This window comes from Pseudomonas sp. Irchel s3h9, from assembly GCF_900187475.1.
Classification (GTDB): domain Bacteria; phylum Pseudomonadota; class Gammaproteobacteria; order Pseudomonadales; family Pseudomonadaceae; genus Aquipseudomonas; species Aquipseudomonas neuropathica.
Map to the genome: position 1 here is coordinate 256023 of NZ_FYDH01000010.1, position 16442 is coordinate 272464.

12 protein-coding genes are annotated in these 16442 nt (G+C 61.8%); all 12 read left to right on the forward strand.

All coding sequences use genetic code 11. The features are described from left to right. Window positions 1-11: 11 nt before the first annotated feature. Window positions 12-1799: a type VI secretion system baseplate subunit TssF gene (gene tssF / locus CKW26_RS18645; protein WP_016985778.1), complete on the forward strand. Its 1788-nt coding sequence runs from the start codon at window positions 12-14 to the stop codon at window positions 1797-1799. Beyond that, window positions 1763-2770, forward strand: coding sequence for a type VI secretion system baseplate subunit TssG (tssG, locus tag CKW26_RS18650; protein ID WP_095049657.1), 1008 nt, complete (start codon window positions 1763-1765; stop codon window positions 2768-2770). The genes tssF and tssG overlap by 37 nt, the downstream gene beginning before the upstream one ends. Before the next feature lie 11 nt (window positions 2771-2781). Next, window positions 2782-5439 carry a type VI secretion system ATPase TssH gene (tssH, locus tag CKW26_RS18655; protein WP_095049658.1) on the forward strand — a complete coding sequence of 886 codons (2658 nt, stop codon included), beginning with the start codon at window positions 2782-2784 and terminating at the stop codon, window positions 5437-5439. 10 nt (window positions 5440-5449) lie between these two features. Continuing rightward, on the forward strand, window positions 5450-6970 hold the full coding sequence (locus CKW26_RS18660) for a sigma-54-dependent Fis family transcriptional regulator (RefSeq protein WP_095049659.1): 1521 nt from the start codon (window positions 5450-5452) through the stop codon (window positions 6968-6970). A gap of 93 nt (window positions 6971-7063) precedes the next feature. Continuing rightward, window positions 7064-7204 (forward strand): hypothetical protein, encoded by a 141-nt coding sequence (locus CKW26_RS18665; RefSeq protein WP_003229566.1) that lies wholly within the window; start codon window positions 7064-7066, stop codon window positions 7202-7204. 18 nt (window positions 7205-7222) lie between these two features. Then, entirely contained in the window at window positions 7223-8419 is a 1197-nt protein-coding gene (gene tagH / locus CKW26_RS18670; protein WP_034152083.1) for a type VI secretion system-associated FHA domain protein TagH, read from the forward strand. A 5-nt stretch (window positions 8420-8424) separates the two neighbouring features. Next, window positions 8425-8925 (forward strand): type VI secretion system lipoprotein TssJ, encoded by a 501-nt coding sequence (gene tssJ / locus CKW26_RS18675; RefSeq protein ID WP_007920299.1) that lies wholly within the window; start codon window positions 8425-8427, stop codon window positions 8923-8925. Window positions 8926-8927: 2 nt separating this feature from the next. After that, complete coding sequence (gene tssK, locus CKW26_RS18680) at window positions 8928-10259, forward strand: type VI secretion system baseplate subunit TssK (protein ID WP_007920300.1); 1332 nt, start codon at window positions 8928-8930, stop codon at window positions 10257-10259. Between the two features lie 5 nt (window positions 10260-10264). Continuing rightward, a complete protein-coding gene (gene icmH, locus CKW26_RS18685; protein ID WP_016985783.1) occupies window positions 10265-11140 on the forward strand; it encodes a type IVB secretion system protein IcmH/DotU in 876 nt (291 codons plus the stop codon). A 13-nt stretch (window positions 11141-11153) separates the two neighbouring features. Then, the gene (gene tssM, locus CKW26_RS18690) at window positions 11154-14693 is read left to right on the forward strand and encodes a type VI secretion system membrane subunit TssM (RefSeq protein ID WP_095049660.1); all 3540 of its coding nucleotides are present in this window, start codon (window positions 11154-11156) and stop codon (window positions 14691-14693) included. Further along, complete coding sequence (locus CKW26_RS18695) at window positions 14693-15421, forward strand: PP2C family serine/threonine-protein phosphatase (protein WP_007920303.1); 729 nt, start codon at window positions 14693-14695, stop codon at window positions 15419-15421. Before tssM ends, CKW26_RS18695 begins: the two co-directional genes overlap by 1 nt. Continuing rightward, window positions 15418-16419, forward strand: coding sequence for a serine/threonine-protein kinase (locus CKW26_RS18700; protein WP_095049661.1), 1002 nt, complete (start codon window positions 15418-15420; stop codon window positions 16417-16419). Before CKW26_RS18695 ends, CKW26_RS18700 begins: the two co-directional genes overlap by 4 nt. Window positions 16420-16442: the final 23 nt, after the last annotated feature.

A 16442-nucleotide genomic window follows, 5' to 3' on the forward strand; every position in this document is an offset into this window, starting at 1 on the left:
GCAGGTAACCCGTGTCATTTAACCACTACTACCAAAGCGAACTCACCGCACTGCGCCAACTCGGTCGCCGTTTCGCCGAGCGTAGTCCGGCGTTGGCGCCGTATCTGGGCCAGGCAGGGCGGGATCCGGATGTGGAGCGGTTGCTCGAAGGCTTTGCGTTTCTGACCGGGCGTCTGCGCCAGAAGCTCGATGACGAGCTGCCGGAACTCAGCCATTCGCTGATGCAGCTGCTGTGGCCGAACTATATGCGCCCGCTTCCGGCGTTCAGCATTTTGCAGTTCGATCCGCTCAAGCGTTCCGGGCCGGCGTTGCGCGTCGAGCGTGATACGCCGATTGAAAGCAAGCCGATCGAAGACGTGCGTTGCCGCTTCCGCACCTGCTACCCGACCGAAGTGTTGCCGCTGGATCTGGCCGCGCTGAATTACTCGGTGAAGGGCGACGGCTCGCTGCTCAGCCTGCGCCTGGAAATGAGCGCCGACGGCCACCTCGGTGAGTTGGAACTGAGCAAACTGCGTCTGCACTTTGCCGGTGAGCGCTATATCAGTCAGATGCTCTACCTGAGCCTGCTGCGCAACCTCGAAGGTATCGAACTGATCCCGCTCGACGGTGCCGGCAAACCGATCGATGGCGTCAGCGGCAAGCCGATGGCGTTCAAGATTCCCGGTGATCGGGTCAAACCGGTGGGCTTTGCCGAAGAAGAAGCGTTGATCCCGTATCCGCTGAACACCTTCCGTGGCTATCGCTACCTGCAGGAATACTTCGCCTTCCAGGACAAGTTCCTGTTCGTCGACGTCAACGGCCTGGACATCATCAACGCGCTGCCGGAAGACACCCTCAAGCAGATGCGTGGCCTCGAACTGCGCTTCGATATCCGCAAGAGCGGCATCATGCGCATGCGCCCGACGCTTGATAACGTGAAGCTGTTCTGCACGCCGATTGCCAACCTGTTCGCCCACGACGCACTGCCGATTCGCCTCGACGGCAAGCAGGATGAATACCTGTTGCTGCCGGCGGAATACGATCTGGAAAACTGCGGTGTGTTCTCGGTGGAAACCGTGACCGGCTGGAAGCCCGGCGGCCTCGGTTATCAGGAGTACGTGCCGTTCGAATCCTTCGAGCACGACCCGAGTTTCGACGTGCCCAACAGCCGTCCGCATTACAGCATCCGCCAGCGTTCGTCCTTGCTGCACGACGGCCTCGACACCTACCTGAGCTTCGGTATTCGCCATACCGAAGCCCACGAAACCCTGTCGATCGAGCTGATGTGCACCAACCAGAACCTGCCGCGCAAGCTCAAGCTCGGCGACATCTGCATGGCCAGTGAAGAGACGCCGGAGTTCTTGAGCTTCCGCAACATTACCCCGGCCACTTCCAGCTTCGCGCCACCGCTGAACCGTGACTTCCTGTGGAAACTGATCAGCAACATGTCGCTTAACTATCTGTCGCTGGCCGACGTCAATGCGTTGAAGGTGATTCTCGAAACCTACGACTTGCCGCGCTACTACGACCAGCACGCGGAGAAGGTCAGCAAACGCTTGCTCGGCGGCCTCAAGCACATCAAGCATCACCACGTCGACCGCTTGCACCGTGGGTTGCCGGTGCGCGGTTTGCGCACCGAACTGACCATCGACCCGGAAGGGTACATCGGCGAAGGCGACCTGTTCGTCTTCGCTTCGGTTCTTAACGAGTTTTTCGCGCTTTACGCCAGTCTCAATTCATTCCATGAGCTGCGCGTAAAAAGCACACAGGGAGAGGTGTACCAATGGACACCACGTATGGGCCTGCAGCCCCTGCTTTAAGCGGGCTGACCAAGGTAATACGCGAGTACTCGCTGTTTCAGGCCGTGCTGCTGGTGATCGACCGGCTGCGCGAAGCACACCCGTACCTGAGCGAAGACGATCTGTACGACCACGTGGAGTTCCAGGCCAACCCGAGCCTGGGCTTTCCGCGCAGCGACGTCGATCGCGTCGAGTTTTTCGAAGAGCACGGGCAGATGCGCGCGCGCATGCGTTTCAACCTGATCGGCCTGGTCGGTTCCGGCTCGCCGCTGCCGGCGTTCTATGGCGAACAAGCCCTGGGCGACAGCGAGGACGGCAACCCGACGCGCAATTTCCTCGACCTCTTTCACCATCGCCTGCAACGGCTGATGCTGCCGATCTGGCGCAAATATCGTTACCGCGCAAGCTTCCAGAGCGGCGCGATTGACCCGTTCTCCTCGCAGCTATTCGCCCTGATCGGTCTGGGCGGCGACGAGATCCGCAAGGCCAAGGAACTCAACTGGAAACGCCTGCTGCCGTACCTCGGCCTGCTCAGCTTGCGGGCGCACTCGGCGGCGCTGATCGAAGCCGTACTGCGTTACTACTTCAAGCACGAAGACCTGGTCATCGAGCAGTGCATCGAGCGCCGCGTAGAAATTCTCGAAGAGCAGCGCAATCGTTTGGGTCGTGCCAACAGCATGCTCGGTGAAGACCTGGTGCTCGGCGAACACGTGCGCGACCGCAGCGGCAAATTCCGCATTCACATCACCGAACTCGACTGGCAGCGATTCCATGAATTCCTGCCGATCGGTTTCGGTTACCAGCCGCTCTGCGCGCTGGTGCGGTTCACCCTGCGTGACCCGCTCGATTACGACATTCGCCTGGTCCTGCGCCAGGAAGAAATCCGCGAACTGCGCATCGGTGAGCAGAACGCCTGTCGCCTCGGTTGGACCAGTTGGCTGGGCCGCGAGAAAGCGGACGGCGTGGTGACCCTGGGCAGCAAAATTCATTAAGGACGTGAGCCATGATCAACGTAGACCTGCAACAACTCATCCAGGCGCTGGACGCCGAAACCCGTCGTGATCTGGAACGTTCTGCCGAGCGTTGCGTGGCCCGTGGCGGCAGCAAGATCCTCGTCGAAGACTTGATGCTCGGCCTGCTCGAGCGTCCGAACGGTTTGCTGTCGCGCGCACTGCAGGATGCCGACGTCGACGCCGGTGAACTCAGCGCCGCGCTGCAATCGCGCGTCGAACACAGCGCTTCGCGTAACCCGGTGTTCGCCCCGGAACTGGTGCAGTGGCTGCAAGACGCGCTGCTGGTAGCCAACCTCGAACTGGGCCAGACCCAGGTCGAAGACGCGGCGCTGATCCTCGCGCTGCTGCGCAATCCGATGCGCTACGCCGGCAGCCGTTATCAGCCGCTGCTCGCCAAGCTGAACATCGATCGCCTGAAGGAATTTGCCCTGTCGCAACAGGAGCAACCGGCGGCCAACGGCAAACCAGCGGCGCAGGGCGAATCGCTGCTGCAGCGCTTCACCCACAACCTGACCCAACAGGCCCGCGACGGCAAACTCGACCCGGTGCTGTGCCGTGACGGCGCGATTCGCCAGATGGTCGACATCCTCGCCCGTCGCCGCAAGAACAACCCGATCGTCGTCGGTGAGGCCGGTGTCGGCAAGACCGCCATCGTCGAAGGATTGGCTTCGCGCATTGCCGCCGGTGAAGTGCCGCAAGTGCTCAAAGGCGTAGAACTGCTGTCGCTGGACATGGGCCTGCTGCAGGCTGGCGCCAGCGTCAAAGGTGAGTTCGAACGTCGTCTTAAAGGCGTGATCGACGAAGTCAAAGCCTCGCCGAAACCGATCATTCTGTTTATCGACGAAGCTCATACCCTGATCGGCGCGGGCGGCAATGCCGGCGGTTCCGATGCGGCCAACCTGCTGAAACCGGCACTGGCCCGTGGCGAACTGCGCACCATCGCTGCGACCACTTGGGCCGAGTACAAGAAATACTTCGAGAAAGACCCGGCGCTGGCCCGTCGTTTCCAACCGGTGCAACTGCACGAACCGACCGTCAGTGAAGCGGTGACCATCCTTCGTGGTCTGGCCCAGGTTTACGAGAAGAGCCACGGCATTTACCTGCGCGATGACGCGGTGGTTTCGGCGGCTGAATTGTCCGCACGTTATCTGGCCGGTCGGCAGCTGCCGGACAAAGCTGTCGATGTGCTCGACACCGCTTGCGCCCGCGTACGCATCAGCCTCGCCGCCGCCCCGGAAAGCCTTGAGCGCCTGCGTGGCGAACTGGCTGAAGGTGGCCGCCAGCGTCAGGCCCTGCGCCGCGATGCCGAAGCCGGTCTGCTGATCGACCACGAAGCGCTGGATGCATTGGAAGCGCGTCTCGACGAAGCCGAAACTGAAATGGTCGCGCTGGAAACCCTGTGGACTGAACAGAAGCAACTGGCCGAGCGCCTGCTGGAACTGCGTCAGCAACTGGCCAAGGCCCGCGAAGCTGCTGCGGTCGAGCCAGTGGTCACCGTTGAAGAAGACGCCGAAGGCACCGTGATCGAAACCGTCTCCGCTGAGGTTGAAGAAGGCCAAAGCGTCGAAGCGCTGGAAGCCCAGCTCAACGAAACCCACAGCGCCCTGACCGCCGCCCAAGTCAAAGAGCGTCTGGTCAGCTTCGAAGTCTGCCCGCGTCTGGTCGCCGAAGTGATCAGCGCCTGGACCGGCGTGCCATTGGCGCAACTGGCCCGTGAGCACAACGCCAAAGTCGCCAGTTTCGCCACTGACCTGCGCACGCGCATCCGTGGTCAGGAACAGGCCGTGCACGCACTGGATCGCTCGATGCGCGCCACCGCTGCCGGTCTGAACAAGCCTGACGCGCCGGTCGGTGTGTTCCTGCTGGTCGGCCCGAGCGGCGTCGGTAAAACCGAAACCGCGCTGGCCCTGGCTGACTTGCTGTACGGCGGTGATCGTTTCATCACCACCATCAACATGTCCGAGTTCCAGGAGAAGCACACCGTCTCCCGTCTGATCGGCGCACCACCAGGCTACGTCGGTTACGGCGAGGGCGGCATGCTCACCGAAGCCGTACGCCAGAAACCGTACTCGGTGGTGTTGCTCGATGAAGTCGAAAAGGCTGACCCGGACGTGCTCAACCTGTTCTACCAAATCTTCGACAAAGGCGTGGCCAACGACGGCGAGGGTCGCGAGATCGACTTCCGCAATACGTTGATCCTGATGACCTCGAACCTCGGTAGCGACAAGATCAGCGACCTCTGCGAAAACGGCGCACGCCCGACCGCTGAAGTCCTCGAAGAAACCATTCGCCCGGTACTCAGCAAACACTTCAAACCGGCGCTGCTGGCGCGGATGAAAGTGGTGCCGTACTACCCGGTCGGCGGCCCGGTATTGCGCGAGCTGATCGAGATCAAACTCGGTCGTCTCGGCGAGCGCCTCAACCGTCGTCAGCTGGATTTCAGCTGGTGCCAGAACCTCGTCGATCACCTGTCCGAGCGTTGCACGCAAAGCGAAAGCGGTGCGCGTCTGATCGACCATCTGCTCGATCAGCACGTGCTGCCGCTGGTGGCTGACCGCTTGCTCGATGCCATGGCTACCGGTGAAAGCCTCAAGCGTGTGCATGCCACGCTCGACGGCGAGTCCAGCGTGACGTGCGAGTTCGCCTGAGGTGGGTGTGATGTTCACTCAGGTGCCGCAGCCACTGGTCTATGCCGAAGCGTTGCTGGCGCAGTTCGCCAGTCTGTCGCGGGCGGCGGACGGTGCTGCGTTGCTGGGTGACTTCGTGCGTGGGTTGGCCGAGTTGAGCGGTTGCGAATTGACGCAGCTGTATCTGCTCGACGCCACCCACACGTGCCTGGGGATGAATGCCGAATACCTCGACGGCGCCTTGCAACCGCGTGAAGCGGCGAGCCTGCCGGCGGATTACAACGGTGAGCAACTGCTGCAATTCGCCCTGTGCCAGAACCGCGTGGTGTGCCTCGACGACTTGAGCGGCAGCCTGCACGAAACCAGTTTCCTGCCAGCGGCGACCTCGCCTTGGCAGTCGCTGTTGTGCGTGCCACTGGTCAATCAGCACAAAGCTGTTGAAGGTTTGCTGTTGTGCGCCAGCCGTCGTCGTACCAACCTGCAAGGCTTCGCCGATTCCCTCGGCCAGCTCGGCTCGTTCGTGCTTGGCCAGTTGCATTTGCTGCAACGTCTGCGCCAGCCACTGGCGGAATCGGCAACAGTGGCGCGCAGCGTGCCGAGCATCAGTGGTTATGGTTTGATCGGCAAAAGCGCGGCGATGCGTCAGACCCATTCGCTGATCAGCAAAGTCCTGCACAGCCCGTACACCGTGTTGTTGCGCGGCGAAACCGGCACCGGCAAGGAAGTCGTTGCGCGGGCGATTCACGATTGCGGCCCGCGCCGTTCCCAGGCGTTTATCGTGCAGAACTGCGCGGCGGTTCCGGAAAATCTGCTGGAAAGCGAGCTGTTCGGCTATCGCAAAGGCGCGTTCACCGGTGCCGATCGCGACCGCGCCGGCCTGTTCGATGCGGCCAATGGCGGCACGTTGTTGCTCGACGAGATCGGCGACATGCCGTTGTCGTTGCAGGCGAAGATCTTGCGCGTGTTGCAGGAAGGCGAGATCCGTCCGCTGGGCTCCAACGACACGCACAAAATCGATGTACGCATCATCGCCGCAACGCACCGCGATCTGTCGACGCTGGTCAGCGAAGGCAAATTCCGCGAGGACTTGTACTACCGCCTCGCGCAATTCCCGATCGAGCTGCCGGCGCTGCGTCAGCGTGAAGGCGACATCCTCGAACTGGCCCAGCACTTCGCCGAGAAGACCTGCACGTATTTGCAACGCGATCCGGTGCGCTGGTCGAGTGCGGCGCTGGAACACCTGTCCGGCTACAACTTCCCCGGCAACGTGCGTGAACTCAAGGCATTGGTCGAACGTGCGGTGCTGTTGTGCGAAGGCGGCGAGTTGCTCGCCGAGCATTTCTCCCTGCGCATGGAGCCGATGCCGGAAGACAACAGCCACTTGAATTTGCGCGAACGTCTGGAGCAGGTCGAACGCACGTTATTGCTCGATTGCCTGCGCAAAAACGACGGCAACCAGACCCTCGCCGCCCGTGAACTGGGCTTGCCGCGACGCACGCTGCTGTATCGGCTCGGCCGTTTGAACATCAATCTGGGAGATTTCGATGGGTAGGCAAAACTTCATCGAAATCCCCACAAAAACCAATTTCAGCGCCGCCCGCAAGGGTCGGCGCTTTGTGCTTTGTCTACACCTGGAGACCCTCTGATGTCTGTTCGTCACTGGCACGCTGTCCTGCTGACCCTCGTCGTTCTATGCGGCCTTGGCGGCTGTAGCGGCAATTACAAATTCAACGACAACGACTATCGCCCGTTGGGTGATCCGCAAGCGGTCAATCGCGGCAAGTGACCGCAAGGAGCATCAAACATGGAATTGGTTTTCGAAATGCTGAACACCAAGCAGTTCGTGCCCACCGAGTTGTGCCAGAAGACCTTTAAACAGGCCGGCGGCGTGATCGGGCGGGGCGAGGACTGCGACTGGATCATCCCTGACCGCAAGCGTCACCTGTCCAATCACCACGCGATTGTCAGTTACCGCGAGGGCACGTTCTTCCTCACCGACACCAGCAGCAACGGTGTCCAGGACGGCGAGAGCGGCGCACGCCTGCACAAAGGCGAACCGGTGCGCATCGAACACGGCAGCACCTACGTACTGGGTGACTTCGAGATTCGCGCGCGCCTGGTGCGTGACCCGGCGACCTTCGACGGTGAAGTCGGCCGTCCACGCGCTGCCGGCAGCATCATTCCCGATGACGCATTTCTGGATCTCGATCCGCTCAATGCTCTCGAACAGCAAGAGCGTGTGTACTCGGAAATCGACGAACTGCTGGCGCCGAACACCAAGCCTGAGGATTCCCGTCAACGCGCCGACTACGCGCGCATCGACATGGAAAGCCTGATGGTGCCGGAGCTGATTGCAGCCCCCGTCGAACCTGAGCCCGCTCCGGCACCGAAAGCCGTTGAGCGTCAAAGCGAAGGTTTCTGGGATCATTTCGGTGCGGCGCTGGGTGTCGACGTCAAAGGCCTCAGCCACGACGAACGCGAAGCCCTGGCGTTGAACGCGGCGCGCTTGCTGCGCCAAAGCATCGGCGGTTTGCAGCAGAGCCTGCGCACCCGTTCGGAGCTGAAAAACGAACTGCGTCTGGCCCAGACCACCGTGCAAGGCACCAACAAGAATCCGCTGAAATTCGCCGTCGATCCGAGCGAAGCGCTGCAGATTCTGTTGCAGCCAAGCAAGCCCGGCCATCTGCCGGCCGAGCAAGCGATTTCCCGCGCGTTCCGCGATCTGCAGGCGCATCAAGTCGCACTGCTGACCGCCAGCCGCGCCGCCGTACGCGGCACCCTGGAGCACTTCTCGCCGGAGCAACTGACCCTGCGTTTCGAGCGTGACAACAAGCCGTTGATCGCGACATCGGGCGGGCGCTGGAGAGCGTTCGGCCGCTATCACCAGGCGCTGCGTCAGGACGATGACTGGAGCGAGCGTCTGCTGGCCCGCGACTTCGCCCAGGCCTACGAAGAACAGATCCGCCTGATCTCCACCCTCCACACCGACCACCAAGGATGATGCGCATGTCTCGCCGCTCGACCGCTTTTTTCAAGACGCTGACTGCGCTCACCGTGCTGGTGCTACTCGCCGGTTGCTCGTCGCTGTCGCCGTACTCGAAAGTGACCAAGATCAACCTGAAGCTGACCGGCAGCGATCAGCTCAACCCGGACCTCAACGGTCGGCCGTCGCCGATCGTCGTGCGCCTGTTCGAACTCAAGCACCCGGTGACCTTCGAGAACGCTGATTTCTTCAGCCTTTACGAACGCGCCAAGGAATCCCTCAACCCGGATCTGGTGGCCAGCGAAGAGCTCGAACTGCGCCCGGGTGAAACCGTGGAGATGAAGCTCAAGGTGGAAGAGGGCAGCCTTTATGTTGGCGTTCTCGCCGCTTACCGCGACTTGCCGGACACCCAATGGCGCCACACCGTTCAGATCACTCCGCTGGAAGTCACCGAAGTCGATCTGACTCTGGACCAGACCGGCATCCGTAACACCAATCAAGTGCTCGCCAAGGCGGATGACTGATCATGAATACCCATAAAGTCATTTGGCAGGAAGGCATGCTGCTGCGGCCGCAGCACTTCCAGCACAACGATCGTTATTACGATCACCAGATGAAAACCCGCACCCAATTGTTGGGTGGTTACACCTGGGGTTTCCTCAATCTGGAGATCGACTTGCAGTTCCTCAACATGGGCAAACTGGTGATCAGTGAAGCCTCGGGGATTCTGCCGGACGGCAGCCTGTTCGAACTCGGTGGCAACACCGAGCCGCTGGCGCTGGACGTACCGCCGAACACCGGCAACACACCGATCTACCTGGCGCTGCCGCTGGTCACCGGTAACCACATCGAGTCGCGCCGTCCGGAGCAATCCGACGTGCTCGCGCGTTACACCGCGTACGACGCCGAAGTGGCCGACTCCAACGCCGGCGACGATTCCGCCAGCCAGGTCAGCTGCGGTCGCCCGGACTTCAAACTGTTGCTCGGCGAGCAGCAGAGCGATCAGGCCTACGTCAAGCTGAAGATCTGCGACGTGCTCGACACCACGCCGGACGGCGTGATCAGCCTCGACCCGGACTTCGTGCCGACCTACATTCAGGCCCACGCCTCCAGCTATCTGCTGTCGTGCCTGAAAGAAGTCATCAGCATGCTCAACCACCGTGGCGACACGATTGCCGAGCGGATTCGCTCCAACGGCAAGGTCGGCGGTGCTGAGGTCGGTGACTTCATGATGCTGCAACTGATCAACCGCACCGAACTGCTGCTGCGCCACTACCTCGGCCTGGAGCAAGTGCACCCGGAAGAGTTGTACCGCACGCTGCTGACCATGCTCGGCGATCTGGCGACCTTTTCCGGCGAGAGCAAACGCCCGCGCCTGGACAGCCGCTACTCCCACGCCGATCAGGGTGGGAGCTTCCGCAAACTGATGGAAGCGATTCGTCAGGTGCTGTCGATGGTGCTCGAACAGCACGCCATCGAACTGATCCTGCAAGCGCGTCAGTACGGCATCATCGTCTCGCCGTTGCACGACCACAAACTGCTCGGCTCGGCGTCGTTCGTGCTGGCAGCCAGTGCCAACTGCGACTCCGAAGAACTGCGCCACCGCTTGCCGGCGCACCTCAAGGTCGGCCCGGTGGAGCGTATCCGCCAACTGGTCAACCTGCACTTGCCGGGGATCAAGGTCAAACCGTTGCCGGTGGCCCCGCGGCAGATCGCGTTCCACTCGAACAAAACCTATTTCATCCTCGAACTCAGTTCCGAAGACCTGGCACAACTCGAGCGCTCCGGCGGTTTCGCGTTCCATGTGTCCGGCGAATTCGCCGAGCTTGAACTGAAATTCTGGGCCATCAGGAACTGACCGACATGATCAAGGAAACGGATTACAACCAGGACGACAAAACTGTCCTGCTCGATCGTCAGGGCCACGGACCGGCATCGAGTCCGCTGACCGACTTCGCCGCGCCGCCGCGTTTCGAGCAACTGGAAGAACGCATGATCTACGCCGCGCGCCTGCGCCCGGCCGAAGCGTTCAACATCAGCCTCAATTCGCTGGTGGCGGCCTCGTCCGAGCTGCTCTCGGAAGTGGTGCGCCTCAAGCACAGCGAAACCCGCGAAGACTTGTACGCACTCAACGAGCGTCTGACTGCCGGGCTGAAATTGTTTGAAGTCCGCGCCCTGCACAACGGCGCCGAAAGCAGCCAGGTGATGGCCGCGCGTTACGTGCTCTGCACCGTGGTCGACGAAGCTGTCGTGACCACGCCGTGGGGCAACGAAAGCGAATGGTCGCAGATGAGTCTGCTGAGCAGCTTCCACAACGAAACCTTCGGTGGCGAGAAGTTCTTCCAGTTGCTCGATCGACTGTCGAAGAACCCGGTCAAGCATCTGCCGATGCTCGAGCTGATGTACCTGTGCCTGTCCCTCGGGTTCGAAGGCAAGTACCGCGTGCAAGCGCGCGGCATGCTCGAACTTGAAGGCATCCGTGACGCCTTGTATCGGCAGATCCGTCAGTTGCGTGGCGACGTGCCGCGCGAGTTGTCGCCACACTGGGAAGGCTTGAACGATCAGCGTCGCAACCTGGTGCGCATCGTGCCGGCGTGGATGGTGGTGTTGTTCACTTTCGTCTGTCTGGTGGTGATGTATTCAGGCTTCGCCTGGGTCTTGGGCGAGCAGCGCGACACCGTTCTGCAACCTTATCAGCCGCTTGATCCGGCTGCGGTGCAACCGCAGTCGCAGCCGTAAACAGGGACGTGTGATGAAAAAGTTTTTCAAGAAAGTCGGCGCCTTCCTGCGCCAGACCTGGGTCTGGACCTTACTGCTGGTGCTGTTCGTGGCGCTGCTGGTGTGGTTCGTCGGCCCGTTGTTGGCGGTTGATGACTACAAGTTCTGGGAGAGTGCGACCGCGCGCTTGCTGACCATTGCCGTGCTATTCCTGATCTGGGGCCTGACCATGGTCTTCGTCAGCTGGCGCGCGGGTATCCGCAAGAAAGCCGAGGAAGAAAGCGAGGACGGCCAGGACCGCATTCGTCGCGAAGAGCTGATCGACGAAGAACAGAAGGAGTTGAAGGCGCGCTTCAAAGACGCGCTGAAAACCCTGAAGACCTCGAGCCTGTATCGCGGCCGCAGCGAGCGCTGGCGCAGTGACTTGCCGTGGTATCTGCTGATCGGTCCGCAGGCTTCCGGCAAGACCAGCCTGCTGGACTTTTCCGGTCTGGAATTCCCGATCAACAAGATCGACCGCAAGCTGACCCGCGACACCCTCGGCACTCGTCATTGCGACTGGTACTTCGCCGACCACGGTGTGCTGATCGACACCGCCGGGCGCTACATGACCCAGCCTGACGCGGAAGTCGACGGCAGCGCCTGGACCACCTTGCTGGAACTGCTGCGCAAGCGCCGTCGCGGGCGTCCGTTGAACGGTGTGCTGGTGACCATCCCGGTGGAAACCCTGCTCGGCGGCAGCGAACAGGACATCGATACCCTGGCGCGCCAGGTACGTGGTCGCCTGCAGGACGTGCATCAGAAACTGCACGTCGATGTGCCGGTGTATCTGGTCCTGAGCAAGGCTGACAAGCTGCTCGGCTTCGACGAGTTCTTCGATCAACTGACTCGCGAAGAAAGCGATCAAGTGCTCGGCACCAGTTTCCGCAAGGATCAGGTCGGCACCGATGTCGCTGTGCTGCGCAACGAATTCGAAGAACTGCTGCGTCGCCTCAACAGCCAAGTGATCATGCGCATGCACTCCGAGCGCGATACCCAGCGCCGTGGCCGCATCCTCGACTTCCCGCATCAATTGGGGCAGATCGGCGAGCGCCTGTGCCTGTTCGTCGACATGGCGTTCACTGGCAACCGTTATCAGCGTGCCACGCAACTGCGCGGTTTCTACCTGACCAGCGCGCCGCACCTGACCCAAGAGATGGATGCCACCACCGCCGGCATCGGCGCCAGTCTCGGCATGAGCGCCGGCGTGCTGCCGACCCTGCGCAGCGGCCGTTCGCGTTTCATCCATCACTTGTTCAGCCAAGTGATTTTCCCCGAAGCCGATCTGGCCGGTCTGGACAAACGCGAACGCAGCCGCATCCATTGGGGCCAGCGTGCGCTGTACGTCGGCGCACTCGCTTCGCTGGCGCTGTTCGGCATGCTCTGGGCCGGTGGTTTCTCGGCCAACTACGAGCGCCTGGAAAACCTGCGCAATCTGGCGCAGAACTGGACGCAGCAGCGCACGGCACTTTCGCCGCGTGATGACGCCATGGGCGTGCTGAAAACCCTCGACACCAGCTACGCCGCGACCCAGGTCTTCCCGAAAAAAGGCGACGTGTCGTATCACGAGCGCGGCGGTCTGTATCAAGGTGAAGACGTCAATCCAGTGGTCAAAGAGGCTTACGAGCGCGAGCTTGAAAAGCAACTGCTGCCACGGGTGGCGACCATGCTCGAAGGGCAGATCCGCGCCAACATGAAGGACCGCGACCGCCTGCTCAACAGCCTGCGCGCGTACCTGATGTTGAACATGAAGGATCGTCGCGATGCCGCGTGGCTCAAGGACTGGGTCGCTACTGACTGGTCGACGCGCTATACCGGCAACACCGCCGTACAGAACGGTTTGAGTGCGCACCTCGATCGCCTGCTGAAGCAGCCGTTTATCTACCCGCTGAACGACCAATTGGTCACTCAGGCGCGTCAGGTATTGCGCAGCGAATCGCTGGCCACGGTGGTTTACCGCATGCTCCGCGAGCAGGCGCGCAACCTGCCGGACTACCGTTTCAGCCAACACCTCGGCCCACAAGGCTCGCTGTTTATCGGCACCGAATACGTGATCCCGGGTTTCTATACGCAAACCGGTTATCAGCAGTATTTCTCGGTGCAGGGTTCGGCGCTGGTCACCGACATCCTGCGTGACAACTGGGTACTGGGCGAAGGCGCGGGCATCAGCGACATGGACTTGCGTCGCCTGATGGTCGAGCTGGAGCAGCTGTACTTCCGCGACTACGCCAACTACTGGAGCGAAGCCGTTGGCCAGGTTGCCCTGCCGCCGATCAGCGATGCCGGTGAAGGCGCCGAGCAACTGGCGGGCCTGACCTCGGCCAACTCGCCGGTGCTGGCATTGCTCACTGAAGTGCGTGAGAACACCCGCTTCCAGGCCGCTGCAGACCCTGTCGAAGAAGCTGGCGACGCTGCTGATGCGCTGGCTGGGCAGAAAGGCAAACTGGGTAAGGTTGGCAAACTTGCCGCCGCCGCCGCGGACAAGGCTTCGGCCCTGAACGTGGCGAAGACCCTGCCGGACACCGCGAAGAAGTCGCTGCAACGCCGCTTCGAACCGCTGCATCGTTTGCTCGATGACAACAACGGCCCGGCGGCGGATCTGACGCCTGCGCTGAGCGCGCTCAACGACCTGCAACTGCAACTCGCCGGTCTGGCCCGTTCCAGCACACCTGAACAAGCCGCGTTCGAAATGGCGAAAACCCGCATGAGCGGCCAGCGTGATGCGCTGACCAACCTGCGCAATGCCTCCGGTCGTCTGCCGCGTCCGCTCAGCGTGTGGTTCAACGTGCTGGCCGAAGACTCGTGGCGTCTGGTGCTTAACGATGCTTACCAATACCTGAACGGCCGTTATCAGAACGAGCTGTACAGCGTGTATGGCAAAACCATCAGCAAGCGTTATCCGTTCAGCGCCAGCAGCACCAGCGACGTAGCGATCAGCGATTTCCGTGAGTTCTTCCGGGCTCAAGGTACCGTCGACCGCTTCTTCGACAGCTACTTGCGTCCGTTCGTCAGCGGCGATCCGGGCAACTACCGCATGCGCAGCGTCGACGGCCACAGCCTGCCGGTGTCGAAAATGTATCTGGACCAGATGGCGGCGGCGCTGACGATTCGTCAGAGCTTCTTCTCGATCAACCCGGCCGAGCCGACCGTGCAGTTCAAACTGGAGCCGTACACCCTCGACCCGGCCGTCAGCCGTTCCGAGTTCAAGTTCGGCGACAAGACCATGGAATACCGCCACGGTCCGATCCTGCCAATGTCGTTCAAATGGCCGACCGATGCTGAAGACGGTCGCACCAGCCTGGTCATGGACAAAATGGCCGGGCGTCCGATCGGCATCGAGAAGAACTCCGGTCCATGGTCGCTGTTCCGTCTGTTCGACCTGATGCAGACCGAGTACCTGAGCGGTCGCGACGTGCTGGTGCTGAAAGCCGACGTAGGTGGCCTGCGCGCCAACTACCTGCTGACCAGCCAGCGCACGCCGAACCCGTTCGACATGGGCGTGCTGCGCACCTTCCGTATGCCGGTGCAGCTCTGATGCTGGTGGCCAGTGCCTGGCGCAGCGCGGCGCGTACCGACCCGGGCAAGGTGCGGGCGCGCAACGAAGATGCCTTCCTCGACTCGCCGCAGCAGGGGCTGTGGGTGGTCGCGGACGGCATGGGCGGTCATCAGGGTGGCGACATCGCCAGCCAGTTGATCGTCGCCAGCCTGGCTGAACTGCCGCAACACGAGGACTTCGACGAACGCCTCAAAGCCATTCGCCAGTGCCTGCACTGGTTGAACCGGCGCTTGGGGCAGGAGTTGACGGTCACCGCCGGACGCCACGACAGCATCATGGGCAGCACCGTCGTCGCGCTGCTGGTGGAAGGCAATCGCGCGGCCTGCATCTGGGCCGGCGACAGCCGTTGTTACATGTGGCGCGGACAGCGGCTGTATCAGCTGTCCAAGGACCATTCGCTGCAACAGCAATTGATCGACGAACAGCAAATGAGCGTCGAACAAGCGGCGGCACACCCGGCGGCTCAGGCGTTGACCCGAGCTGTTGGCGCGGCCGAAACACTGACCCTGGATGTACTGGAACTCGAGGTCTATCCGGGCGATGCGTTTTTGCTCTGCAGCGATGGTTTGTATCAGGGCCTGAGCAGCGATGCCCTCGGCAACGCCCTCAGCCTCAGCGCGCCGCACGTGGCGCTGGAACGTTTGTTCGACGGCGCCCTGCGTGGTGCCGCGCGCGACAACCTGACAGCCGTGGTGATCCGCCAATGACTGAAATCGAATCCTCAGTCGATGACTTGCTGATGAGCGAAGAACAGGCCAACAACCTGACCTACTTCGCCTTCGCCAAGGAAAACAAGGCAGAGCCTTTGCTGGCGCCAACCAAGGCCAGCATCGGTGCACTGCCGGATGTACTCGCCGGTCGCTACCACCTCGAGCGTCTGCTCGGGGCCGGTGGCATGGGCGCCGTTTACCGGGCGCGGGATCTGCTGCACGAACAGTTCGGCGATCCCGACCCTTACATTGCGCTGAAAATCCTCAGCGAAGAATTTGCCGAATCGCCGGACGCCAGTGCCTTGCTCTACAGCGAGTTCGCCCTGACCCGACGCCTGCGCCACGACAACGTCGTGCGTGCGCACACCTTTGAAGTCGACACCGACTGCCAGCGGGCCTTCATCACCATGGAATACATGCGTGGCCTGACCCTGGACAAATTGCTCTGCGAGCGGCCCCTCGGCCTGCCGTGGCAAGAACTGCGCGACATCGTCCTGCCGCTGCTCGACACGCTGGCCTACGCCCACGGTCGCGGCGTGCTGCACGGTGACATGAAACCGAGCAACGTCATGCTCAGCGAAGACGGCTTGCGCCTCTTTGACTTCGGCCTCGGTCAGGCAGAGGAGGGTGTGATGCCCGGCCTGCCGCATCTGAGTCGCGAACGCTTCAACGCCTGGACCCCGGGCTACGCCGCCCCCGAACTGCTTGAGGGCCAACCTTTGTCGGCCAGCGCGGACGTGTACGGCGTGGCCTGCGTGATCTACGAACTGGCGGGCGGCAAACACCCGTTCCGCCGCTTGCCCTCGACTCAGGCGCGCGATGAGCACCTGGAGCGCGAACTGCAAGCCCCGGCGAACTTACCGAAACACGGCTGGCCAGCGCTGCGAACCGCGCTGAGCTTCAACCCGGCAGAACGCACCATCACTGCCCAACAATTGCGTGACGCCTTGGGCGCCACTTCGTCCTGGCTGCAACGTCTGCGACTTCGGGCGTAACGGATGACATTCGAACAGGGAGC